Annotated in this window: 20 protein-coding genes; 8 read left to right on the plus strand and 12 right to left on the minus strand. The window is 56.7% G+C overall.

Going from position 1 to position 22,851, the window contains the following annotated elements:
• The first annotated feature begins 11 nt into the window (after positions 1-11).
• The 6 genes from napF (at position 12) to nudK (ending at position 5,077) form a co-directional block, all read left to right on the plus strand.
• Positions 12-482: a ferredoxin-type protein NapF gene (gene napF / locus MWH02_RS20200; RefSeq protein ID WP_271461317.1), complete on the plus strand. Its 471-nt coding sequence runs from the start codon at positions 12-14 to the stop codon at positions 480-482.
• Entirely contained in the window at positions 472-750 is a 279-nt protein-coding gene (locus MWH02_RS20205) for a chaperone NapD (RefSeq protein ID WP_137386254.1), read from the plus strand. Before napF ends, MWH02_RS20205 begins: the two co-directional genes overlap by 11 nt.
• A complete protein-coding gene (napA, locus tag MWH02_RS20210; RefSeq protein ID WP_101763538.1) occupies positions 747-3,233 on the plus strand; it encodes a nitrate reductase catalytic subunit NapA in 2,487 nt (828 codons plus the stop codon). The genes MWH02_RS20205 and napA overlap by 4 nt, the downstream gene beginning before the upstream one ends.
• Before the next feature lie 11 nt (positions 3,234-3,244).
• Entirely contained in the window at positions 3,245-3,676 is a 432-nt protein-coding gene (gene napB / locus MWH02_RS20215) for a nitrate reductase cytochrome c-type subunit (RefSeq protein ID WP_101763539.1), read from the plus strand.
• 7 nt (positions 3,677-3,683) lie between these two features.
• On the plus strand, positions 3,684-4,268 hold the full coding sequence (gene napC / locus MWH02_RS20220) for a cytochrome c-type protein NapC (RefSeq protein ID WP_101763540.1): 585 nt from the start codon (positions 3,684-3,686) through the stop codon (positions 4,266-4,268).
• 230 nt (positions 4,269-4,498) lie between these two features.
• The gene (nudK, locus tag MWH02_RS20225; protein WP_192233065.1) at positions 4,499-5,077 is read left to right on the plus strand and encodes a GDP-mannose pyrophosphatase NudK; all 579 of its coding nucleotides are present in this window, start codon (positions 4,499-4,501) and stop codon (positions 5,075-5,077) included.
• Between the two features lie 103 nt (positions 5,078-5,180).
• Here nudK and MWH02_RS20230 read toward each other — a convergent pair whose 3' ends face one another.
• From MWH02_RS20230 to MWH02_RS20265, 8 genes are read right to left on the minus strand one after another with little or no spacing between them, the layout of a single operon-like run.
• Complete coding sequence (locus tag MWH02_RS20230; protein ID WP_101763542.1) at positions 5,181-6,143, minus strand: ribokinase; 963 nt, start codon at positions 6,141-6,143, stop codon at positions 5,181-5,183.
• Positions 6,143-7,036, minus strand: a complete 894-nt coding sequence (alsK, locus tag MWH02_RS20235; RefSeq protein WP_271461318.1) for an allose kinase — start codon at positions 7,034-7,036, stop codon at positions 6,143-6,145. Before alsK ends, MWH02_RS20230 begins: the two co-directional genes overlap by 1 nt.
• Entirely contained in the window at positions 7,033-7,725 is a 693-nt protein-coding gene (alsE, locus tag MWH02_RS20240; protein ID WP_061717928.1) for a D-allulose 6-phosphate 3-epimerase, read from the minus strand. The genes alsK and alsE overlap by 4 nt, the downstream gene beginning before the upstream one ends.
• On the minus strand, positions 7,725-8,774 hold the full coding sequence (locus tag MWH02_RS20245; RefSeq protein ID WP_110866505.1) for an ABC transporter permease: 1,050 nt from the start codon (positions 8,772-8,774) through the stop codon (positions 7,725-7,727). The genes alsE and MWH02_RS20245 overlap by 1 nt, the downstream gene beginning before the upstream one ends.
• A gap of 16 nt (positions 8,775-8,790) precedes the next feature.
• Positions 8,791-9,780, minus strand: a complete 990-nt coding sequence (locus tag MWH02_RS20250) for an ABC transporter permease (protein WP_271461319.1) — start codon at positions 9,778-9,780, stop codon at positions 8,791-8,793.
• Positions 9,773-11,278: a sugar ABC transporter ATP-binding protein gene (locus tag MWH02_RS20255; RefSeq protein WP_110866694.1), complete on the minus strand. Its 1,506-nt coding sequence runs from the start codon at positions 11,276-11,278 to the stop codon at positions 9,773-9,775. Before MWH02_RS20255 ends, MWH02_RS20250 begins: the two co-directional genes overlap by 8 nt.
• Before the next feature lie 2 nt (positions 11,279-11,280).
• Positions 11,281-12,264: a substrate-binding domain-containing protein gene (locus MWH02_RS20260; protein WP_110866506.1), complete on the minus strand. Its 984-nt coding sequence runs from the start codon at positions 12,262-12,264 to the stop codon at positions 11,281-11,283.
• 12 nt (positions 12,265-12,276) lie between these two features.
• A complete protein-coding gene (locus MWH02_RS20265) occupies positions 12,277-13,107 on the minus strand; it encodes a DeoR/GlpR family DNA-binding transcription regulator (RefSeq protein WP_101763547.1) in 831 nt (276 codons plus the stop codon).
• A 488-nt stretch (positions 13,108-13,595) separates the two neighbouring features.
• Here MWH02_RS20265 and MWH02_RS20270 point away from each other — a divergent pair, with 488 nt between their 5' ends.
• Entirely contained in the window at positions 13,596-14,669 is a 1,074-nt protein-coding gene (locus MWH02_RS20270) for a DUF1176 domain-containing protein (RefSeq protein ID WP_271461320.1), read from the plus strand.
• Between the two features lie 92 nt (positions 14,670-14,761).
• Here the strand turns inward: MWH02_RS20270 and ampH are convergent, their stop codons facing one another.
• From ampH to tal, 3 genes are all read right to left on the minus strand, one after another.
• Positions 14,762-15,931 carry a D-alanyl-D-alanine-carboxypeptidase/endopeptidase AmpH gene (gene ampH / locus MWH02_RS20275; RefSeq protein ID WP_101763549.1) on the minus strand — a complete coding sequence of 390 codons (1,170 nt, stop codon included), beginning with the start codon at positions 15,929-15,931 and terminating at the stop codon, positions 14,762-14,764.
• 146 nt (positions 15,932-16,077) lie between these two features.
• Positions 16,078-18,087: a transketolase gene (gene tkt, locus MWH02_RS20280; RefSeq protein WP_101763550.1), complete on the minus strand. Its 2,010-nt coding sequence runs from the start codon at positions 18,085-18,087 to the stop codon at positions 16,078-16,080.
• A gap of 69 nt (positions 18,088-18,156) precedes the next feature.
• Positions 18,157-19,107, minus strand: a complete 951-nt coding sequence (gene tal, locus MWH02_RS20285; RefSeq protein ID WP_101763551.1) for a transaldolase — start codon at positions 19,105-19,107, stop codon at positions 18,157-18,159.
• 341 nt (positions 19,108-19,448) lie between these two features.
• On the opposite strand from tal, the gene maeB reads away from it, so the two are divergent.
• Positions 19,449-21,728: an NADP-dependent oxaloacetate-decarboxylating malate dehydrogenase gene (gene maeB, locus MWH02_RS20290; protein WP_271461321.1), complete on the plus strand. Its 2,280-nt coding sequence runs from the start codon at positions 19,449-19,451 to the stop codon at positions 21,726-21,728.
• A gap of 31 nt (positions 21,729-21,759) precedes the next feature.
• Here maeB and MWH02_RS20295 read toward each other — a convergent pair whose 3' ends face one another.
• The gene (locus MWH02_RS20295; RefSeq protein WP_271461322.1) at positions 21,760-22,830 is read right to left on the minus strand and encodes a phospholipase D-like domain-containing protein; all 1,071 of its coding nucleotides are present in this window, start codon (positions 22,828-22,830) and stop codon (positions 21,760-21,762) included.
• Between the last annotated feature and the right edge of the window lie 21 nt (positions 22,831-22,851).

Below are 22,851 nucleotides of genomic sequence, written 5' to 3' on the forward strand. Positions count from 1 at the left end.
AAGGTGAACCGATGGCGCTGTCGCGACGTGAACTCTTTACCGGGCAGCGCGTAGCGTCTGCTGACGGCATCGCTTTGCCATGGTGGCGGGGAGAGAAGGGTTGTGATGGCTGCGGCAAATGCGTCTCGGCCTGCGAAACCCACATCATCCGTCTGGCTGTCGGTGAAGTGCCGCACCTCGATTTTCTGCAGGGCGAATGCACGTTTTGCGCCGCGTGCATAGACGCTTGCCCGCAGCCGCTGTTCCACGCGCGTGAAACCGAGCCGTTTCCACAGCGCATTCGCATCGACGACCGCTGCATCACCTTCCTGGGCGTGAACTGCCGCAGCTGCCAGGAGAGTTGTGAACAGCAAGCCATCCGTTTCCAGCTGATGCCGAACGGCATCGCACAGCCTGAAACCCTTCCGCAGCATTGCACCGGTTGCGGCGCCTGCATCGCGCCTTGCCCGGTCTCAGCCACAGGATTACATCATGAACCATGAAAACAGTTGGCACGTCTGCGGCCTGGTGATTCAGGCGCGGCCGGCGTCGATTCCCGCCGTAAAAAGTGCGCTGCTGGCCTTTGCCGATTGCGACATCGCCGCGGAAGACGCCGCGCGCGGCGCGCTGGCGGTGACGCTGGGTGCCGCGGATAGCGCCGCGCTGCTGCGCAATATTGAAGAGAGCCGCAACATCGCTGGCGTGTTGGCGGTATCGCTGGTCTATCACCAGCAAGACGAAATTGAAGAACCTTGTAAGGAAGCATCATGAGCATAAGTCGTCGTGATTTTATGAAGGCCAATGCGGCGGCTGCTGCTGCAACGGCTGCAGGACTCACCATTCCCACCGTCACCAAAGCCGCGACCTCGCTGGCTGCGCCAATTCGCTGGGAAAAAGCGCCGTGTCGATTCTGCGGTACCGGCTGTGGCGTGCTGGTTGGCACCCAGGATGGCCGCGTAGTGGCGTCGCAGGGCGATCCGCAGGCAGAAGTGAACCGCGGTCTGAACTGTATCAAAGGCTATTTCCTGCCGAAGATCATGTACGGGAAAGATCGTCTGACCCAGCCGCTGCTGCGCATGACCGACGGTAAATATGCCAAAGAGGGCGAGTTCACCCCGGTCAGCTGGGATCAAGCCTTCGACATCATGGAAGAGAAGTTCAAAGCGGCATTGAAAGCCAACGGCCCGGATTCGGTCGGCATGTTCGGTTCCGGTCAGTGGACGGTGTGGGAAGGTTACGCGGCCTCCAAGCTGATGAAAGCCGGTTTCCGCACCAACAACCTCGATCCCAATGCGCGTCACTGCATGGCTTCAGCGGTGGTGGGCTTTATGCGCACCTTCGGCATGGACGAACCAATGGGCTGCTACGACGACATCGAGCAGGCCGACGCTTTTGTGCTGTGGGGCTCGAACATGGCGGAGATGCATCCGATTCTCTGGTCACGTATCACCGCGCGTCGTCTCAGCAGTGAGAATGTCAAAGTGGCGGTGCTTTCCACCTATCGTCATCGCAGTTTTGAGCTGGCCGACAACGCGATGGTGTTCACACCGCAGAGCGATCTGGCGATCCTCAACTTCATCGCCAACTACATTATTCAGAACAACAAGGTTGATAAAACCTTCCTGCAGAATCACGTTACGCTACGCAAAGGCGTGACCGACATCGGTTACGGTTTGCGCCCCACCGATCCGCGTCAGGCTTCGGCGAAGAACCCGGACAGCGGCGAATCCACGCCGATGAGCTTTGACGAGTTTGCGAAGTTTGTCTCTGAGTACACGGTGGAAAAAGCCAGCGCAATGAGCGGTGTGGAGAAAGATCAACTCATCGCCCTCGCCGAGCTGTATGCCGATCCGAAAGTCAACGTGGTGTCGTACTGGACCATGGGCTTCAACCAGCATACGCGCGGCGTGTGGGCCAATAACCTGTGCTACAACCTGCACTTATTGACCGGCAAAATTTCACGTCCGGGCACCGGTCCGTTCTCGCTCACCGGCCAGCCGTCGGCGTGCGGCACGGCGCGTGAAGTCGGCACCTTCTCACATCGTTTACCGGCGGACATGGTGGTTAATAATGACAAACACCGCGCTACCGCCGAGAAGCTGTGGAAGCTGCCGCAGGGCACGGTGCCGGCCAAAATTGGTTTGCATGCCGTGGCGCAGGATCGCGCGCTGAAAGATGGCAAGCTCAACGCCTACTGGGTGATGTGTAACAACAATATGCAGGCCGGTCCGAACCTGACGCAGGAGCGTATGCCGGGCTGGCGCGATGAGCGCAACTTCATCGTAGTCTCCGATCCCTATCCCACCGTCAGCGCCTTGTCAGCTGACCTGATTCTGCCCACTGCGATGTGGGTGGAGAAAGAGGGCGCGTATGGCAATGCCGAGCGTCGCACTCAGTTCTGGCATCAGCAGGTGAAAGCGCCGGGCGACGCGAAATCCGATCTGTGGCAGTTGGTGAATTTCTCCAAACGTTTCAAGGTAGCGGAAGTGTGGCCGGAAGCGCTGCTGGCGCAGAATCCGGAGCTGCGCGACAAAACGCTGTTTGATGTGCTGTACGCCAACGGCCAGGTCAACCAATTCCCACTGAGTGAAGTGGCAGATGATCAGTTGAATGATGAAGCGCGCGAGTTTGGCTTCTACATCCAGAAAGGCTTGTTCGAGGAGTACGCCAGCTTTGGTCGCGGTCACGGCCACGATCTTGCGCCGTTCGATGCTTACCATCAGGCGCGCGGCCTGCGCTGGCCGGTGGTGGATGGCAAAGAGACGCGCTGGCGCTATCGCGAAGGTTACGACAGCTACGTCAAAGCCGGTGAAGGCGTGCGTTTCTACGGCAAGCCGGATGGTAAAGCCACCATTTTCGCGCTGCCCTACGAAGCGCCAGCCGAATCGCCGGATGAAGAGTACGACCTGTGGTTCTGTACCGGTCGCGTGCTGGAACACTGGCACACCGGCACCATGACGCGTCGCGTGCCGGAGCTGCACCGCGCAGTGCCGCAGGCGCTACTCTATATACATCCGCTGGATGCCAAAGAGCGCAATTTCCGCCGCGGCGAGAAGGTCCGCGTGGTGTCGCGTCGTGGCGAAACCCTTGCCACCGTGGAAACGCGCGGTCGCAATCAGCCGCCCAAAGGTCTGGTATTTATGCCGTTCTTTGATGCGGGCGTGCTGGCCAACAACGTCACGCTGGACGCCACCGATCCGCTGTCGAAGCAGACCGATTACAAAAAATGCGCCGTCAAGCTGGTAAAAATTTAAGGCAGGATGCAATGAAACCCTTAATCACACTTGTTACTTTGGCCGCCCTGATGCTGGGCGGCACGGTTTACGCCCACAACGGCGTCGATCTCAATCAGTCACCGGAAGTGACGGCCACGCAACAGGGCACCATTCATCAGCCCAAAGAGCAGAGCCGCAAGCCGTTGAACTATGTGAATCAGCCGCCGGTGATCCCGCATAGCGTCGATGGCTATCAGGTGACGAAAAACGTCAACCGTTGTCTGCAGTGTCACGGCACGCAGAGCTATCTCACCACCGGCGCGCCACGCGTTAGCCCAACGCACTTCACCGATCGCGATGGACTGGTGAGCAGCACCGTGTCGCCGCGTCGCTACTTCTGCCTGCAGTGTCACGTACCGCAAACCGATGCCAAACCGGTGGTGGAAAACACCTTTAAACCGGCTGACGGCTTCGGTAAGTGAGGACATGATGAAAGAGAAACTTCTGCGCATCTGGCGCTGGTGGCGGCGTCCGAGCCGTCTGGCGCTCGGTACGCTGCTGATTCTGGGCTTTGCTGGCGGCATCATTTTCTGGGGCGGCTTCAACACCGCAATGGAGATGACCAACCGCGAGCAGTTCTGTATCGGCTGCCATGAGATGCGTAACAACGTCTATCAGGAATATATGCAGACGGTGCACTACAACAACCGCAGCGGCGTGCGCGCCACCTGTCCGGATTGTCACGTGCCGCACGAGTGGGGCCCGAAAATGCTGCGTAAGATCCAGGCGAGCAAAGAGGTGTATGCCAAGATTTTCGGCATCATCGATACGCCGCAAAAGTTCGAGGATCATCGCATCAAGCTGGCGCAAAACGAGTGGCGCAGAATGAAAAACAACAATTCGCAGGAGTGTCGTAACTGCCACAACTTCGATTATATGGATTTCACCGCGCAGAAGACCGTGGCCGCGAAGATGCACAGCAAAGCAGTTGAGGAAGGGAAAACCTGTATCGATTGCCACAAAGGTATCGCGCACCATCTGCCCGATATGAAAGACCAACCCAACGGTTTTTGAGGCCTAACAACGCGGCATGAATTGGCGTAATGCCGATCACTACCGCAGCGCATCAAACCACTGCACAATCCGTAGCGGCGCGATTTAACGCGCAACCCATTGCGCCGCTACAATCTCTGTGCACTGAGCCAGGAGCGCCCATCACGGCGACCGGCCTCACAATTCAGATAGTTTTCCCCGCCGCTTCGGCCTATCATCTCAGGCTCCCTCAATTTAGCAGTGGAGCGGTTATGTCGTTAAAGATCAACATCATCAAAGACAAGTTGCTGTCAGAAAACTGGTTTGTGCTGCGCAACTTCACCTACGAACTCATCCGCAACAACGGCGAAGTCGTGCGTCACAAGCGCGAAGTGTACGATCGCGGTAACGGCGCCACCATCCTGCTGTACAACACTGAAAAAAATAGCGTGCTGCTGGTGCGTCAGTTCCGCATTGCTACTTATGTCAATGGCAATGAAAGTGGCGAGTTGATTGAGACCTGCGCCGGGCTGCTGGATGACGACTCGCCGGAAGATTGCATCCGCAAAGAAGCGATAGAAGAGACCGGCTATCAGGTGGGTAAGGTCGATAAAGTTTTTGAAGCCTACATGTCGCCGGGCGGCGTGACTGAACTGATCCACTTCTTCGCCGCGGAATACAGCGATGCACAGCGCGCCAACAAGGGCGGTGGCGTTGAGGATGAAGAGATTACCGTGCTGGAGCTGAGTTTCCCGGAGGCGCTGGCGATGGTGAAAGATGGCCGCATTCGTGACGGTAAAGCCATTATGCTGCTACAGCATGCGCAGATCGCCGGTTGGTTGCAGGCGTAGTTTTGACCGTAGCGGCGCAATTTATTGCGCTCTTTTGACCTTTTCATCGATGTGAAAATGCGCAATAAATTGCGCCGCTACAGCAATGTGTGGCCATCTTGCCTTAAACACACTCTCCCAACGTTTCCGGGACACATTGCGGATACGCCTGCAATCTTGCCAGCGCTTCGGCATACGAAGGCATCGAGTGCGCTGCACCGGAGCGTTCCACACACAGCGAAGCATAAGCTGAAGCAAACAGCGCCGCCTGTGGCAGTTCATCGCCGGAAGCCAGCCGCGCCGCCAGTGCGCCATTAAACGCATCGCCCGCGCCGGTGGTATCCAGCGGCTGAGCCGGGAACAGCGGAATACGCAGCGGCGGCTGGTCTGCTACTGACAGCAACGCACCGCAAACCCCCAACGTAATAATCACCTGACGCGCCCCTTTGCGATGCAGCTTCTCTGCGGCTTGCTGCGCGCTGGCGAAGTCGGTGACCTTCACGCCGGTCAGCTGCATCGCTTCGGTGCTGTTAGGCGTCAGCAAATCCACTTTTGCCAGCAGCGCATCGGTGACCTTCTGCCACGGCGCAGGATTCATAATCACAAAGGTGCCACCGGCGCGCGCGTTGTCGATCATGCGCTGGATGGCGCTGAGATTATTCTCCAGCTGCACCAGCAGAATATCGGCTGCCGCAACGGTGGGTTGGCAGCGCGTCACCTCGGCGGCTGTTACGGTGGTGTTCGCGCCGGGATAGACCGAAATCATGTTCTCGGCATCGTCCCCGGCGACATAAATCAGCGCATTGCCGGTCGGTTTCTCCTTGCAGGTAAACAAGGTAATGGCATCGAAACCGGTCTTTTCCAGATGGCGACGCGCAAACATGCCGAAGTCATCATTACCAATCTTACCGATATAGTGCACGCGCGCGCCGGCGCGCAGCGCGGCCGTCGCCTGGTTCGCGCCTTTGCCGCCCGGTCCCATCATGCTGGTATGGGCGGTGAGCGATTCGCCCGGCATCGGAAAGCGGTTCATTACCGCGACTACGTCGAGGTTGAACGAGCCAAACACACACACTTTTCCTTTCATCATGCACTCCTGAACAGACGTTCGGCGGCTAAACAGGCACCGCGACAACCGGTGTGGTCGGTGGATTGGCTAAACACGATCTTCAAACCCTCACGCGTGGCGGGTGGACGAAGATGCTGCTGAATCTGGCTGCGCAGCTGTGCCAGCGGGAAGTCCGCCATCGCCAGCACGCCGCCGCCCAGAATCAGGTATTCCGGATCGAGGATGTTCATCTCGGTGGCAATCAGTTGCGCCAGCCGCTGTACAAAAGCCTGCAGCTCCGGATGCTCACGATGCTGGGTAAACAGCGCCGACATGTTGGTTTCCGGCACATGGGTGCTCGCCCAGCCGCTCAGCCAATGGCCCGACGTCACGGTTTCCGCACAGCCACGATTGCCGCACGGGCAGGGCAGATCGTTGCCGGCAACAGGCACATGACCAAGCTCACCCGCGCCACCGTGTTGACCATGATAAAACTGGCCGTTAAGCCACAGGCTGTTGCCCATGCCGGTACCGGGATACAAACCCACCGCGCTGTCGGGCAGCTGCTCCAGCTGCAGTAAATCCCATAGCATCAGATGGTTAACATCTTTGTCCATCGCCACCGGTACGCCAAGGCGTTCGGTGAGCCGCGCGGCGACCGGTTGCTGGTCCAGCGCCTGAATAAACGGCAGCGAAATCACCTGCTGGCGGTCGCGGCTGAGAATGCCGGGTAACCCGAGCATCACGCCGCTAACTGGCTGCTGCTCCAGCGTTTCGCTGATTAACTGGCCCAACGCGTTAAGTGCATCAGGCTGCTGCGCCCAGCTGGCCGTCGGCACTTTCCGGAAGCTCGACCAAACGCGCTCCTCTTCCATCAGCTGCAGACGTGTGCCGGTGCCGCCAATGTCGATACCGAGCCAGCATTTTTTCATGCGGATACCTGCGCCAATCCCTGAGCCTCATCAATGCTTTCGCGCATCATATTCCAGGCGGTTTCCAGATCGTCATGAATATTGAACAGGCCGGAGGTGCCGACAATCAGCACTTCTGCACCCGCGCCGACCAGCGTGTTGTAGGTGCGGGTATTGCAGGAACCGTCAATCTCAATCAGATATTGATAGCCGTTGGCCTGCTTCAGCGCTTTCAGCTCCTGTACCTTCTGCACCATTTCCGGAATAAACGGTTGTCCGGCGTAGCCGGGATCTACCGTCATCACGGTGATCTTATCCACCAGATGAATGTAGTGATGAATAAAGGAGACCGGCGTAGCAGGATTAAGCACCACGCCAACTTTCTTGCCGAAGCTACGGATCATATTGATCACCCTGAATGCATCGCGGTTGATGGTTTCAGCGTGCGGGCAGATGTAATCGGCACCCGCTTTGGCAATTACTTCAATGAAATCGGTGGGCTGCTCGACCATCAAATGCACATCCAGCGCCACTTTGGTGAACGGGCGAATCTGCTCAATAAAGAACGGTGACAGCGTGATATTTTTCACGTAATGACCATCCATAATGTCGATATGCAGGAAGTCGGCGCGGGAGTCCAGCACGGCGAGCTGGTGCTTGATCTCCATCAGATTCATACACATCAACGACGGGGAGACTTGAATACGCATCATACTTCCTTTTTTTCGGTCAAAGGGTTAAGCGCCGCCGCCAGTTTGCTGAGCTTGACGGCACGATGTTCGTTAAAGCGAGTTTTGAATTGTTTGAAGGCCAACACCACAATCAGCACCGCGCCCCACATTGCCAGGCTAACGTGCTGGCTGATGTTCATCAGGTTGAAGCCGGTGGAGAGCACTTGCAGGGCGATCAGCGCCAGCACCACGCCGGTCACGCGACCAAATCCGCCATTCGGGTCGGTGCCGCCGAGGATAATGGCCAGCACCGTCAGCAGCAGATAAGCATCGCCGTAACCCATACGCGCCGAGTTGAAGCGCGCCATCATGATCAAACCGGCCAACACACACAGCAGGCTGGAGATGACGTACACCAGAATCACCATGCGATGCGTATTGATGCCGCTAAACCAGGTGGCGTTGATGTTGCTGCCGCCCATGTAGATGCATTTACCGGCGCGGGTTTTGCCGAGGAACAGCGCCAGCAGCGCGGCGGCAAACAGGAACACCCACAGCGGCAGTGGAACGCCGAGCAGCGTGTTGGAACCGAGCGCCTGCACCACCGACGGCATGCCGCTGACGGCCGCGCCTTTGGTCAGCCAGATGCCGATGCCGTTCAGCGTCATCATGGTCGCCAGCGTCACCAGAATCGGGTGCGCACCGATGCGCGTTACCATCACGCCGGTAATCACGCCAATCAGCGCGGCAATCAGCATCGCGCCGATGATGGCGATGAACAGCCACAACAGTTGCATACCGGTTCCCGCATCGGCGGGCAGGGCGCGCATCAGCGTCCAGGCGATAAACAGCGCCGTCAGGTTGGCGGTGGCGATGATTGCCAGATTCAGTCCGCCGCTGAGAATGGCGATAAACATCGCCAGCGTCAGCAAGCCCAGTTCGGGCAGCTGAAATGCCATGCTCATAAAGGTCGAATCAGTGAGAAAGCGGCCCGGCAACATGACGGTAAAGATCGCCAGCGCCAGCGCGATTAACAGCATCAGGCCGATATTGGTGCCGTCCGGACGCAGAGCAGAGAGTGATTTCATGTTGATGCGGCTCCCGTTAGACGAAACTGACATCAGTTTCTTTACGTTTTTTGTAGTGAGTCACGGCGATGGCCACCATGATTACGCCGCCCACCACGATGTTCATGAAGTAGTTGGAGACGCCAATCAGGTTGAGGCCGTTCTTCAGGATGGCGATGAGGAACACGCCCATTAAGGTGCCGCTCACCGTGCCTTTGCCGCCCATCAGGCTGGCACCGCCCAGCACCGTGGCGGCCAGCACATCCAGCTCGCCGCCGACCAGCGCATTTGGCACCACTTCGCCCATGCGATAGACCTGCACCAAGCCGCCAATCGCCGCCATGGCACCCAGCCAGCCATAGGCGAAGACATGAATCAGACCGACGCGAATACCGATGCGGCGCGCCGATTCCGCATCGCCGCCCACCGCATACAGTTGGCGACCGAGATTGGTTTTGTTCAGCAGCAGCGCGGTGAGTCCGGCAATCACCAGCATGGTCACCAGCGGTAAGCCAATCTGGAAGCTGTTGCCTTGCCAGGTGAACGGCAGCACGCTGCGCAGCGTGATCCACCAATCCGGCAGCGAATAGAGGCTTTTGCCGCCGGTCACCCACATCAACAAGCCAAACAGCAGCGACTGCATGCTGATGGTGATGATGATCGAGACGACACGCAGCGAGGTAATCAGCAGGGCGTTGATCACGCCAAACAGCGTGCCGCACACCACCGCCAGCAGGATGCTGAGCAGGGCGTTATCAAACTGGAACTGCACAAACAGCGAGGCGATCAGGTATTGCACCACCGACGCCACCGCAGCAAAGGAGATATCGATGCCGCCGGTCACCAGCACCACAAACAGGCCGAGGGCGAAGATGCCGGTCACGGCGTAGCTTTCTGCCAGATCCAGCAGGTTTTGCACCGTCAGGAACTGATCGCTGGCGGCAGAGAAAAACACAATGAACGCCAGCAAAACCCAGGCCAGCCAGCCCTGGCTGGAGCTCGGACGTAAACGAGAAAAATCAGGCATTGATCACCTCCGCCAGCTGCTGTTGCTCAACGGTATCGGGTTGGTATTCGGCATGAACGGTGCCATCACGGAAGTGCAGGATGCGGTCGCAGTTGTACCAAACCTCCGGCACTTCGTCGGAAATCAGGATGATCGACAAACCCTCTTTCGCCAGCAGATGAATTAGCTGATAGATGCTGGCTTTAGCGCCGACATCCACGCCAACGGTGGGCGAATCGAGGATAAGGATGCGCGGCTGGGTCAGCACCCATTTCGCCAGCACGATTTTCTGCTGGTTGCCGCCGGAGAGCGTGGAGATGGCCAGATTGGGATCGGCAACACGCACGCCAAGCTGCTGAATCCACTGCAGGATCAGCTTGTTCTTGCGGTATTCATCAATCAGGTGGAAACGGTTTTGCAGCTTGTCGAGGATCGGCAGCACCATGTTGTCGGCCACCGATTGTTGCTGCACCAAACCCAGGGTTAAGCGATCTTCGGAGACGTAGCCGATGCCGGCTTTGATCGCATCTTCGTGCCCACGGAAGCGCACCGGTTTGCTGTCGAGCCAGATCTTGCCGCTATCCGGTTTGGTCATGCCAAACAGCGACAGCGCCAGTTCGGTGCGGCCCGAGCCTAAAAGGCCGCACAGGCCCAGCACTTCGCCCTGATAGAGTTTGAAATTAACGTCATGGTATTGTCCGGCGCGCGTCAGTTTTTCGACTTCGAGGATCAGGCGATCGTCATGGCGCGTCGGCGTTTTCAGCTGATAGTCGAGCTTCAGGCCGGTCATCAGTTCGGTCAGATGGTGCGGCGTCATCGCTTTTGCGGGCCAGCAGCCCATTTTGCGGCCGTCGCGGATCACCGTCACGCGATCTGAGATCTCCAGCACTTCATCCAGTCGATGGCTGACAAACACTACGCAGATGTTTTTGTCTTTCAGGTAACGCACGGTGCGCAGCAGCTGATTCACTTCGGTGCGCGTCAGCGACGCCGTCGGCTCATCCATGATCACCAGCCGCGCATCGGCGACCAGCGCGCGGCAGATCGCCACCTGCTGACGCTGCGCAATCGACAGCGACGCCACTTTCTCATCGAGATCGAGTTCAAACTTCAGTTCATCAATGATGCGCTGCGCGGTTTCACGCAGTTTGGCTTTGCGGTGCCAGCCGAGCAGGCTATTCAGGTTGTGCTCGAAGGCGATGTTTTCCGCCACGCTGAGGTTGGGGAACAGCGACAGATCCTGATAAATCACCTGGATACCGAAGTCACGCGCCTGGCGAGTAGTCAGACGCGGAAAGCTCGGGCCGTCGCCCAGCGTGATGCGACTGCCGCTATCCGGGGCGTGCACCCCGGAAATGACTTTGATTAAGGTGCTCTTGCCACAGCCGTTGGTGCCAGCGAGACAGTGCACTTCGCCAGCCAGTAAGGTCAGCGAGATATCGCTCAGTGCGCGGTTGCCACCAAATGTTTTCGACAAGTTGTCGAGCGCGATCAGCGTCTGTGGGATCACCTCATTCATCATTACAGCCCCATTTTCACCAGTTTTGGCAGGTTCTCTTTGTCCAGGCTTTCGGTGTTGTTGCCGAGGATGGTGTGGGTCGCCTCGTCAACTTTCACTTTGCCCAAACCCTCGATAGTCATTCCGTCGGTGATTGGCTCTTTCTTCTGCATCATGTCGGCGATACGTACGAACACTTCGCCTGCGGTTTGTGGATTCCAGATGTAGCCGCCTTTGATCGCGCCACGCTGCACCAGCGATGCGCCCTGGCCAGGACTAAAGGCACCAATTACGCAGACCTGATCGATCTTGTTACGGTTCATCACCGCGCGACCGGCGCCAATCGGACCTTGTGAACCAAAGGCCATAATCCCTTTCAAATCCGGATATTTGGACATCAGTTCGTTAGTGGTGCGAATCGAGTCATCCAGCGACTCGCCGACGCCAAACTTGTCGGTGACCATCTGCATCTTCGGATAGTGTTCTTTTTGATAATTCAGCGCGGCGTCGGTCCACTGCTGGTGCAGCGGCACGGTCAGGCTGCCGACGTACATGGCGTATTTGCCCTCTTCATGCATGCATTTCGCCAGCGCTTTCATATGGTTGATGCCGTGCGTCGGCGCATCCACCAGTTCGAAGTCCCAGTTAGCGCCTTTCTGATCCGGCGATTCGTGGGTGATCACTTCAATGCCGGCATCACGGGCGCGCTTCAGCACCGGTTCCAGCACTTTCGGGTCATTCGGCACCACGCCAATGATGTCGACCTTCTGGGCAATCAAATCTTCGATAGCGCGCACCTGCAGAGCCGGATCGGCCGCCGTTGGTCCCACCATCCACGCGTCAATGCCGCGTTTCGCCGCTTCACTCTTGATGCCCGCTTCCATGGCGTTGAACCACGGAATACCGCCAATTTTCACCACGATGCCCATGCGTAATTTGTCAGCAGCCTGCGCGCCGGAGGCGGCAAACAGGGCGAGCAGAGAACAGGCGATAAGATGTTTTTTCATAAAGACTCCGATTTAATTTTTTATTAGCTGCATAGAATGGCTGCGCTGGGAGCAATCAATAATATTGACGCCGTTCCACGCTAATTCTTGTTCCAGCTCTTTGTCTTTTAATTGGTCAGTAATGAGAAAGTCCACATCGCGATAATGACAAATACGCGCGAATGAGGGCCGCAGGAATTTACTTCCGTCCAGCAGCAGATGTTTTCTTTCCGCTGCTAATAACATTTGCTGTTTTAAATGTGCGTTGTTTTCGTTACCTTCACGTAAATAACCGTCATTGCCTAAACTGCTACAGGAGAAAAAGATCTTATTGATCTGAAATTCCCTGAGCGGTTGCTCTGCGACGACGCCGTGGAAATCTTCATAACGGTCAGAATATTCTCCCCCCAGACAGATGGTGCGGATGCTGCCGCGCGCCGCAAGGGTTTGCACAATCCTGATGGAGTTGGTTAATACCGTTAATTCAATATCCGGCAGCTGTCGCGCTAAATACCAGCAAGTGGTGCTGCTATCGAGTAATATACAATCGCCGGGGCTAATGAAATCGAGTGCGCGTTTGGCAATAGCCATTTTTGCATCAACATGTTCATTGACTCTCTGGCGGAAAGATAATTCATACTCGTTAACACCTCGCGTATTTCCCTGAATGTTGGCGGCCTGTCGTTTTGCTGGTACCGCACCACCGTGACTGCGTTGTAACAGACCACGTTTCTCCAGCTGCGTTAAATCACGCCGAATAGTTTCTTGTGAAACCTGACATAACGTGACTAATTCAGCGACAATGACCCGACCATTTAAATTTAATTCGTCAATAATTCGCTGCTGTCTTTCAATCGGCAACATAACTAACCTCCGATGGCTATAAATTACTGGATAGCGCATTTAGAAAGTGTGGGCTGCGCACGAGTCCACAGTCACCAAAACGCCTTAGCTGATTAGAGTGATCTGGATCTGTCTTATATGTAAATGAGATGTCTGGTTATCAAAATTAAGTGATATGTCTCACATAAATGAGCCTAATGGCGCGAAATCCACGTTCTACGCGCGTTGCAAATCCAAAACATGGATTTAACCTAACATGACCGCTTATGACCGTTTGTGTGTATTTGACCGTTTTGTGATGAGTTAACAAGAGTCCGACGAATCCGATTGAGCAGTAATCGGTCAAATCGGATGATGAGCGCTTGCCCCATCCAGTACCCGTTCGCCACAGGTGACGGCTTTTTCAGCGGTTAACCTCGCTTTTAGGGCCGGCTCACAGTTTAGGCCTGCTGACAGCGTTCCCGTTGCGCTATTATTTTCTTTCCAGGAATTTGGGGACCGATTTTTTGATGTCGTATTGGATGAAGTTACTGCTTTTATTGCCCTTTCTTTTTGTCGCGTGCGTTCAGGCTCAGCCACTGCAAAAGTCATTATCTGACTGGCAACTGACCTGCAATAACGCGGCTTTTTGCGTGGCACGCAGTTTTCCCGGTGACAACGGCTTAGTGATGACGCTCTCACGTCATGCTGGCGTCAACGATCGTCCCTTGCTGCGTATTGATTACGGCAGCGCCTACAGCGGCGAGCTGCCGGGCGGCCCGCTCAAGGATAACCTGCTACTCGATCAACGCCGTCTCACACCAGACCTTAAACACTGGACGGTGGAACCGCATCATCTGGCGACCAGTAATGCTATCGCCATCGACGAGTTTCTGGCGCAGACGCTGGATGCGCAAAATCTGCAGCTGACCTATAAAGCCAACGCCACCATTCCGCTTAGCGGCATGAAGGCGGCATTACTGTTGATGGATGACGTGCAGGGCCGCGTCAACGGTGCCAGCGCCTGGGTGAAGCGTGGCGACCGCGTGCAGTGGGATGTGCCGCCGCAGCCAGCGTTGCCGGCGTTACCTTCGCCATTACCGCCGCCGCCACCGCTGACGCAGGAAGAAACCAGCGGTTTAATTGATTTTGGTACCTGGCGGGTGAATACCGATAACTGCTCGCTCGATCCACTGCGGCGTGAAGTGAGCGTGTCGCCGCTGACCGACAGCAAAGCGCTACTGCTGATCAGCTGCGAAACCGGTGCGTATAACGTGATCGATCTGGCCTTTGAAGTGACGCGCACGCAGCCTTATGTATCGCGCGGTCTGAGCTTAACGCTGCCGTTTACGCCGCCGTCACGCGGAGATAATCAGCTGGAGTTGGTGAACGCGGAATTTGATGCCAGCCATGGATTGCTCTACACCTTCAGTAAAGGACGTGGTTTGGGGGATTGCGGCGTGGCAACGCGCTGGCAGTATGACGGCAACGAGTTTGTGCTGGCGGAGTATGCGGAAGAGAAGACCTGCGATGCGTGGCACAGCAGTGAGGATTGGCCAACACTCTGGGTCACTGAATCGCAAAATCCGGCGCAGTCGCGTTAATACCACGTGCAGCATTAAATCATTGCACATTCCGTAGCGGCGCGATTTATCGCGCAATGAATTGCGCCGCTACAGCCTGCACCACAACCCAGTTAGCGGATGGCTTGCACCGTCATCGGTGAACCCGACTGATTACCCACCAGCTCGGTCAGCATATTATTCACGCCATCGCTCATCGGGGTGAAACGCGTTAACGGCGAGCGAGTCACCACCACAAACACGCCGACGTTGTGCTGCGGCACCATCGCCATATAGGTAATGAAGCCGCCGCCACCGCCGGTTTTCTGAATAATCCCCGGACGACCTTCCTTTGGCCCCATATAGACCCAACCCATGCCCAGCGCATCGGCGCGGCCCGGCACATCCATGCCTTCCACTTTGGTTAGCTGGTCACGACGATAAATCAGCGTTTGCAGGCGATCAATTTGCGGCGTGCGGTGATTCACCGCCGAGTTAAGGAACTGCTGCATCCAGCGGCCCATATCGTCTGGCGTTGAGTAAACGCCGCCGCTACCGATGGCCGCCAGCGTGTTGTTACACGGACTGGCACCTTTCTCGGCAATCATCAGACGCTGACACTGATCCGGTGACGGCGTAAAGGTGGTGTCTTTCATGCCCAGCGGACGCGTTATCAACTGCTGGAACAGTGCTGGATAGGGCATGCCCGCCGCTTTGGCGAGCGCATCGCTCAGCAGATCAAAGCCCAGGTTGGAATAGGCGGCATTGGTGCCTGGCGCGGCCTTTAATGCCGCTCCGCTCAGCCACTGCCAGCGATCGGACTTGGTCGGCCAGACAAACACCGGACGATGCGGTTTACCGCCGGGCTGCTCGCGCGGCAGGCCGCTGGTGTGGGTGGAGAGGTTAATCAGGCGAATCGGCTGGCCGTTATAGCTTGGCACGCGCGCGCCAGGCGGCGCGTATTTGCTGAGCGGATCGTCAAGACGCAGTTGACCGCGTTCGGCCATCTTCACCATCACTTCGCTGGTCATCAGCTTGCTGAGCGAGGCAATACGAATCACCGAATCGGGCTGCGGACGCACGTTGTTGCCGGGGCGCGTATCACCAAAGCTGGCGAAAACCCGCTGATTGCCATCAATCGCCACCAGCGCCATGCCGGTTGCGCCGCTGCCATAGAAAATGTGCTCGGCGTAGCGATCAACAATTTGCGATGCCAACAGCGGATCGGGCGACGACTGCGCCATGCTTTTTAATGGAAGCACTGTAACCATTAAGGCCAGTAAAAAAGGAGTACGTTTTTTCAACGGGAAAGCGTCCGCTATAAGAATCGGAGGAAAGCTTATAGTAATCAGTTTGCGCGAGGCGTGAAGGGGGCAGGGCGGATTTTTTTCTGTTTCAGGCTGTGATCAAAAAATGGCCCTTACGCCAAAAAGACGCAGGGCCAGATCGATTAGTGCGGCTTGAGTAAAGCTTCAGTATGGCTGACGATGTTCTCGACGGTGAAACCGAATTCCGGGAACAGTTTGCCGGCGGGGGCTGACTCACCAAAGGTGGTCATACCGACAATCGCGCCATCCAGACCAACATACTTGTACCAGTAATCAGCAATACCGGCTTCGACCGCCACGCGCGCTTTCACGCCGGATGGCAGCACCGATTCGCGATACGCAACGTCCTGCTTATCAAACACGTCGGTGCTCGGCAGCGAAACCACGCGAATCTTGTGGCCAGCAGCGGTGAGTTTATCTGCCGCGCCCAGCGCGATTTCAATCTCCGAACCGGTGGCGATGATGATCGCATCCGGCGTGCCGTTGCTGTCCTGCAGCACATAGCCACCGCGCGCAATATTCGCCACCTGCTCTTTGCTACGCTCTGGCTGCAGCAGGTTCTGACGCGACAGGATCAGCGCGGTTGGCCCATGATGGCGCTCAACGGCGGCTTGCCACGCCACGGCGGTTTCCACCTGATCGCACGGACGCCACACACTCATGTTTGGCGTAACGCGCAGGCTGGCAATCTGCTCAACTGGCTGGTGTGTCGGACCATCTTCGCCGAGGCCGATGGAGTCATGCGTATAGACCAGCACCTGACGCGCCTTCATCAGCGCCGCCATGCGCACCGCATTACGCGCGTACTCGACGAACATCAGGAAGGTAGCGGTGTATGGCACGAAGCCGCCGTGATGCGCGATGCCGTTGCCGATCGCCGTCATACCAAATTCACGTACGCCGTAGTGAATGTAGTTACCGGCAGTATCCTCTTTGATCGATTTTGAGCCCGACCAGATGGTGAGGTTACTGGGTGCCAGATCCGCTGAGCCGCCGAGGAATTCCGGCAGCAGCTTGCCAAACACTTCCAGCGTATTTTGTGAGGCTTTACGGCTGGCGATTTTCTGTGGATTAGCCTGCAACTCTTCAACAAACTTCTGCACTTCGCTACTCCAGTTAGCCGGCATTTCACCGCTCAGACGACGGGTAAACTCCTGCGCCAACTCGGGGTGTGCCTCTTTATAAGCGGCAAACTTATCATCCCAGGATTTCTCGCGCTGCGCGCCCGCTTCTTTGGCATCCCACTGCTGATAAATCTCTTTCGGGATCTCAAACGGCGGATAGTGCCAGCCCAGTTTCTGCCGCGTCAACGCCACTTCTTCTTCGCCCAGCGCCGCGCCGTGCGACTCCTCTTTACCGGCTTTGTTCGGCGAGCCGAAACCGATAGTGGTGCGACAGATAATCAGTGACGGCTTGTCGGTAACGCTTTGCGCCTCTTTAATCGCCGCAGCGATCGCTGCCGAATCGTGGCCGTCGATACCTTCTGCGCTACCGATGACGTGCCAGTTGTAGGCTTCGAAACGTTTGTGCGTGTCGTCGGTGAACCAGCCTTCGGTTTCACCATCGATGGAGATGCCGTTGTGATCGTAGAAGCCAATCAGTTTGCCGAGGCCGAGCGTGCCGGCCAGCGAGCTCACTTCGTGCGAGATGCCTTCCATCAAACAGCCATCGCCCATAAACACGTAGGTGTGGTGATCGACGATGTCGTGACCGGGACGGTTAAACTGCGCCGCCAGCGTGCGTTCGGCAATCGCTAAACCTACCGCGTTGGCCAGGCCCTGGCCGAGCGGACCGGTGGTGGTTTCCACGCCTGGCGTGTAACCGAGTTCGGGATGCCCCGGCGTTTTAGAGTGCAGCTGACGGAAGTTTTTCAATTCTTCCATCGGCAGGTCGTAGCCGGTGAGATGCAGCAGGCTGTAGAGCAGCATCGAGCCGTGACCGTTGGAAAGAATAAAGCGGTCACGATCGGCCCACGCCGGATTGTTGGGATTGTGTTTCAACACATCGCGCCATAACACTTCGGCGATATCTGCCATGCCCATCGGCATACCTGGGTGCCCGGAATTTGCTTTTTGTACCGCATCCATGCTGAGTGCACGAATTGCGTTAGCCAACTCTCTGCGTGAAGACATAAGGTTCTCCCTTGTGATTTGGCGATAGCGGATGAGCAAATGCCCATCCGCCATAAGAGTGAGTGCGGATTACAGACGAGAAGAGAGCACGTCTTCCAGTTTCTGCTGGTCGACGGCGAACTGACGGATGCCGTCTGACAGTTTTTCTACCGCCATCGGATCCTGATTGTGTTCCCAGCGGAATTCCGCTTCAGAAAGTGAAGCCGGCTGATGGAAACCTTCGGTTGATGGCTCCAGCTTACGCTCCAGCGGCGCGTCGCTGTTGGCCAGCTCTTCCAGCAGGTTAGGGGAAATGGTCAAACGGTCACAGCCGGCCAGCGCCTGAATCTGTTCCACTTTGCGGAAGCTGGCGCCCATAATGACGGTGCTATAACGGTGCTTCTTGTAGTAATCGTAGATACGGCGCACAGATTTCACGCCCGGATCTTCATCGACCACATACGGATCCATGGGTTTGCGGGTGTTGTACCAGTCGTAAATACGGCCAACAAACGGCGAAATCAGGAACACACCAGCTTCGGCACAGGCTCGCGCCTGAGCGAAGGAGAACAGCAGCGTCAGGTTGCACTGAATGCCGTTTTTCTCCAGCTCCTCAGCGGCTTTGATGCCTTCCCAGGTTGACGCCAGTTTGATCAGAATGCGTGAGCGGTCGATGCCGTGCTCTTCGTACAGACGCACCAGCTTCTCGGCTTTGGTGACACACATGCCACGATCGAAGGAGAGGCGCGCATCCACTTCGGTCGAAACACGGCCCGGTATGCTTTTCAGAATTTCCATACCGAGGTTGATCGCCACTTTGTCGCTGGCGTTGATGATTTGCGTCTCTTTGCTACCGCCCTGTTTTTTCGCGTAGTCGATGGCGTCATCAATCAGATGTTTATAACCCTCAAGACCGGCGGCTTTTAGAATCAATGAGGGGTTGGTGGTCGCGTCTTCTGGATTGTAATGGCGAATGGATTCGATATCGCCGCTGTCCGCCACCACGGTGGTGTATTGTTTCAATGCATCTAGCTGGTTCATCACTTAACTCCTTGATTAGCAATAATGTGGGCAAAGGTGTTGCACCCATTCCTGTTAAGTATTGGTCCAACACAGTGCTACAGACGTTACACGAAGAAAATGCGTTTTCTCTGATTGTGGCGTCGTGGCGCTTAAGAGGTGCGATAGTGAAAGGAGGACTGGCCTAAACGGTTCAGCTACGCTTTTTGCCATCAATAAGGATAGCAGGCTGTGCCGATCCCGCAGGCGAAGCGGTGGCAATCCGTGCCTTTCAGTCTGTGCGTTCTTTGAGCGCCTTCACCCTCTTTTGTGCCGCACATTCCTATACTGAATGCCTATTTAGCGATGCCAAAGGATGCCTAATGGACGATCAACTCAAGCAAAGCGCGCTCGATTTTCATCAATTCCCTACGCCCGGAAAAATTCAGGTTTCACCCACCAAACCGTTAGCCACGCAGCGCGATCTGGCGCTGGCCTATTCGCCCGGCGTCGCTGCGCCTTGTCTGGAAATTGCCGCCGATCCGCTGGCGGCGCGCAAATACACCGCGCGTGGCAATCTGGTGGCGGTGATCTCCAACGGCACTGCGGTGCTGGGGCTGGGTAACATTGGCGCGCTGGCGAGTAAGCCGGTGATGGAAGGCAAGGGCGTGCTGTTCAAAAAGTTCGCCGGCATTGACGTGTTTGATATCGAAATCGATGAGCGCGATCCCGATAATTTGATTGAGGTGATTGCCGCGCTGGAACCCACTTTTGGTGGCATCAATCTGGAAGATATCAAAGCCCCCGAGTGTTTCTATATTGAGCAACAGCTGCGTGAGCGCATGCAGATCCCGGTATTCCACGACGATCAGCACGGCACGGCGATCATCTGTACCGCGGCGGTGCTCAACGGTTTAACCATCGTTAAAAAAGCCATCAGCGAGGTGCGGCTGGTGGTTTCCGGCGCAGGTGCTTCGGCGATTGCCTGCCTGAATCTGCTGGTGGCGCTCGGCATGCAGCAGCACAACATTGTGGTGTGCGATTCCAAAGGGGTGATCTATCGCGATCGCGAGCCGAATATGACGCCGACTAAAGCCGCCTATGCGGTGGCCGACAGCGGCGCACGCACGCTGGATGAGGTGATTGGCGGCGCGGATATTTTCCTTGGCTGTTCCGGCCCCAAAGCGCTGACGCCGGAGATGGTGCAGAAGATGGCGCAGGATCCGCTGATTCTGGCGCTGGCCAATCCCGAGCCGGAAATCATGCCGCCGCTGGCCAAAAAGGTGCGGCCCGACGCGATTATCTGCACCGGGCGCTCTGATTTCCCCAATCAGGTGAACAACGTGTTGTGCTTCCCGTTTATCTTCCGTGGCGCGCTGGATGTGGGTGCCACCGCGATCAATGAAGAGATGAAGCTGGCGGCGGTGCACGCGATTGCGGCGCTGGCGCAGGCGGAACAGAGCGATGTGGTGGCGTCGGCATATGACGATCAGGATCTGAGTTTCGGCCCGGATTACCTGATCCCCAAACCTTTTGATCCGCGTTTAATCGTGCAGATCGCGCCCGCAGTGGCGAAAGCGGCGATGGAATCCGGCGTCGCCACGCGACCGATCGAGGATTTTGATGCTTATCGTGAGCAGCTCACCGAGTTCGTCTATAAAACCAACTTGTTTATGAAGCCGATCTTTTCGCAGGCGCGTAGAGATCCCAAACGCGTGGTGCTGGCAGAAGGCGAAGAGGTGCGCGTGCTGCATGCCACGCAGGAGCTGGTGACTTTAGGGCTGGCGAAGCCGATCCTGATTGGCCGGCCGAATGTCATCGCTATGCGTCTGCAAAAGCAGGGTTTAAAGATCGAGGCCGGCAAAGATTTTGAGATCGTCAATAACGAGTCCGATCCACGTTTCAAAGAGTACTGGAATGAGTATTACCAGATCATGAAACGGCGCGGCGTGACGCCGGAAACTGCCCAGCGCGCGGTGATCGGCAATCCCACGCTGATTGGCGCGATCATGGTGCATCGCGGTGAGGCCGATGCGCTGATCTGCGGCACCATCGGCGATTATCAGGAACATTATGATGTGGTGGAGAAAGTGTTCGGGCTGCGAGAGGACGTGAAGGTGGCGGGCGCGATGAATGCGTTGCTATTGCCGAGCGGTAATACCTTTATAGCTGACACCTACGTTAATGAAGATCCCAGCGCAGAACAGCTGGCGGATATCACGCTGCTGGCGGCGGAAACGGTGCGACGCTTCGGCATTGAACCGCGCGTGGCGCTGCTGTCGCACTCCAGCTTTGGCACCTCAAATGCGCCGGGCGCGCGCAAAATGCGCGACGTACTCGCGTTGATTCAGCAACGCGCCCCGGATCTGGAGATTGACGGCGAAATGCACGGTGATGCGGCGCTGGTCGAGAGCATTCGCCGTGAACTGATGCCGGACAGCCCGCTGAAAGGCACCGCGAATTTGCTGATTATGCCGAACGTCGAAGCGGCGCGTATCAGCTATAACCTGCTGCGCGTCTCCTGCTCCGAAGGTGTCACGGTGGGACCGGTGTTGATGGGGATCAGCAAGCCGGTGCATGTGTTGACGCGTATCGCCTCGGTGCGGCGCATCGTGAATATGGTGGCGTTAGCGGTGGTGGAGGCACAGACCGAGCCGTTGTAGCAAACGAGGTTTGTCTAAGTAGCCCGGAGCGCTAATCAATTGTGCTCCGGGCATGAAAACTTTTAACGCCCTTTTGTAACTGCCGCGTCAGGTGAATCTGCGCCACGATGGAGGGATCGTTCAGCCGGCCTTCCGGATAGACCGGTAGCATAATGTAGACGTGAAACGGCATCGGATTGAACGAGATAATGTGGCCCTTTATTTTGTTGGCTAACCACTCAGCCACCTGATTTTCGGGTGCGGGCTTGTCCGGAAATCTGCGCGTTATAAAAGCTCCGGCAGAGGGTGTTATGCTTTTTGCCACCGGACTTAGCGCCTTCGGTCCCTTTATCGAAAACTCGCCAAACGCCGAAACGAAAAACGGGTTCTCGATATAAATATAGTGGTCGGCCTTGTCGATCAGCAGCTTCATCGCGTCCATCACGTCATGCTGCGTTTTGCTCGCCGGCGGCTTCCCGCGCAGCGGCCGTTTTTGCTCGCTCCGACACATCTCCTGCGATGCGCTGCGTAATACCTGAACGTGGCAGGAGCCGACTCTCTCAGGACGCGTCGCCGGGATGTGCAGTTCTGGCGTCTGTGTCAGCAGTGACGATTTGGGATAGTGCGGTGGATAGCTGTTCCAGCGCAGAACAAAGTTGGCTATCAGGTCATACACAGCTGGGCCTTCAATCGCCTCCTGATAATCCTGCCACGGCATGCGCGGCTGGATTTTTGCGTCCAGATAGGTGCTTTCTTTAGCCTTGCCCGGCGACTGGCTTTCACGCCGCGTCAGTACTGCGTCAATAATGCGCGTCACGCTAACGGCCTCGCGCTTTTTCGCCTGTTCGCGTGCACTGGGATCGCGATCTAATCGCGGATCTGCATGTGGCGTCGCGTACTCTTCCATCGGGTTATAGCCCCGGCCCGCAGCCATCACGGGGACACAGGGATTGTACATGTTCATCCCCTTACGGCCTGCCGCATCAGCCTGCATGCCATAGTTGTCATCGTATCGACCGTAGGCAAGGTCGATGCCGCCGACAAACGCCAGTCGTTCATCAACAATGACGCATTTCTGATGATGAGAGAAAAACTTGCCGGATTTTGAGCCGGCGCGCCGCACTTGCTGTTGGCGGAAAATAAT

This window comes from Pantoea leporis (assembly GCF_028048155.1).
GTDB lineage: Bacteria > Pseudomonadota > Gammaproteobacteria > Enterobacterales > Enterobacteriaceae > Pantoea > Pantoea leporis.

Coding starts and splice junctions, on each gene's coding strand:
- MWH02_RS20245 (WP_110866505.1), bottom strand. CDS start 8,774: ATGAAATCACTCTCTGCTCTGCGTCCGGACGGCACCAATATCGGCCTG.
- alsE (WP_061717928.1), bottom strand. CDS start 7,725: ATGCGTATTCAAGTCTCCCCGTCGTTGATGTGTATGAATCTGATGGAG.
- napC (WP_101763540.1), top strand. CDS start 3,684: ATGAAAGAGAAACTTCTGCGCATCTGGCGCTGGTGGCGGCGTCCGAGC.
- MWH02_RS20205 (WP_137386254.1), top strand. CDS start 472: ATGAACCATGAAAACAGTTGGCACGTCTGCGGCCTGGTGATTCAGGCG.
- maeB (WP_271461321.1), top strand. CDS start 19,449: ATGGACGATCAACTCAAGCAAAGCGCGCTCGATTTTCATCAATTCCCT.
- napB (WP_101763539.1), top strand. CDS start 3,245: ATGAAACCCTTAATCACACTTGTTACTTTGGCCGCCCTGATGCTGGGC.
- nudK (WP_192233065.1), top strand. CDS start 4,499: ATGTCGTTAAAGATCAACATCATCAAAGACAAGTTGCTGTCAGAAAAC.
- tkt (WP_101763550.1), bottom strand. CDS start 18,087: ATGTCTTCACGCAGAGAGTTGGCTAACGCAATTCGTGCACTCAGCATG.
- MWH02_RS20265 (WP_101763547.1), bottom strand. CDS start 13,107: ATGTTGCCGATTGAAAGACAGCAGCGAATTATTGACGAATTAAATTTA.
- MWH02_RS20230 (WP_101763542.1), bottom strand. CDS start 6,143: ATGAAAGGAAAAGTGTGTGTGTTTGGCTCGTTCAACCTCGACGTAGTC.
- napF (WP_271461317.1), top strand. CDS start 12: ATGGCGCTGTCGCGACGTGAACTCTTTACCGGGCAGCGCGTAGCGTCT.
- tal (WP_101763551.1), bottom strand. CDS start 19,107: ATGAACCAGCTAGATGCATTGAAACAATACACCACCGTGGTGGCGGAC.
- MWH02_RS20250 (WP_271461319.1), bottom strand. CDS start 9,780: ATGCCTGATTTTTCTCGTTTACGTCCGAGCTCCAGCCAGGGCTGGCTG.
- MWH02_RS20255 (WP_110866694.1), bottom strand. CDS start 11,278: ATGAATGAGGTGATCCCACAGACGCTGATCGCGCTCGACAACTTGTCG.
- MWH02_RS20270 (WP_271461320.1), top strand. CDS start 13,596: ATGTCGTATTGGATGAAGTTACTGCTTTTATTGCCCTTTCTTTTTGTC.
- napA (WP_101763538.1), top strand. CDS start 747: ATGAGCATAAGTCGTCGTGATTTTATGAAGGCCAATGCGGCGGCTGCT.
- alsK (WP_271461318.1), bottom strand. CDS start 7,036: ATGAAAAAATGCTGGCTCGGTATCGACATTGGCGGCACCGGCACACGT.
- MWH02_RS20260 (WP_110866506.1), bottom strand. CDS start 12,264: ATGAAAAAACATCTTATCGCCTGTTCTCTGCTCGCCCTGTTTGCCGCC.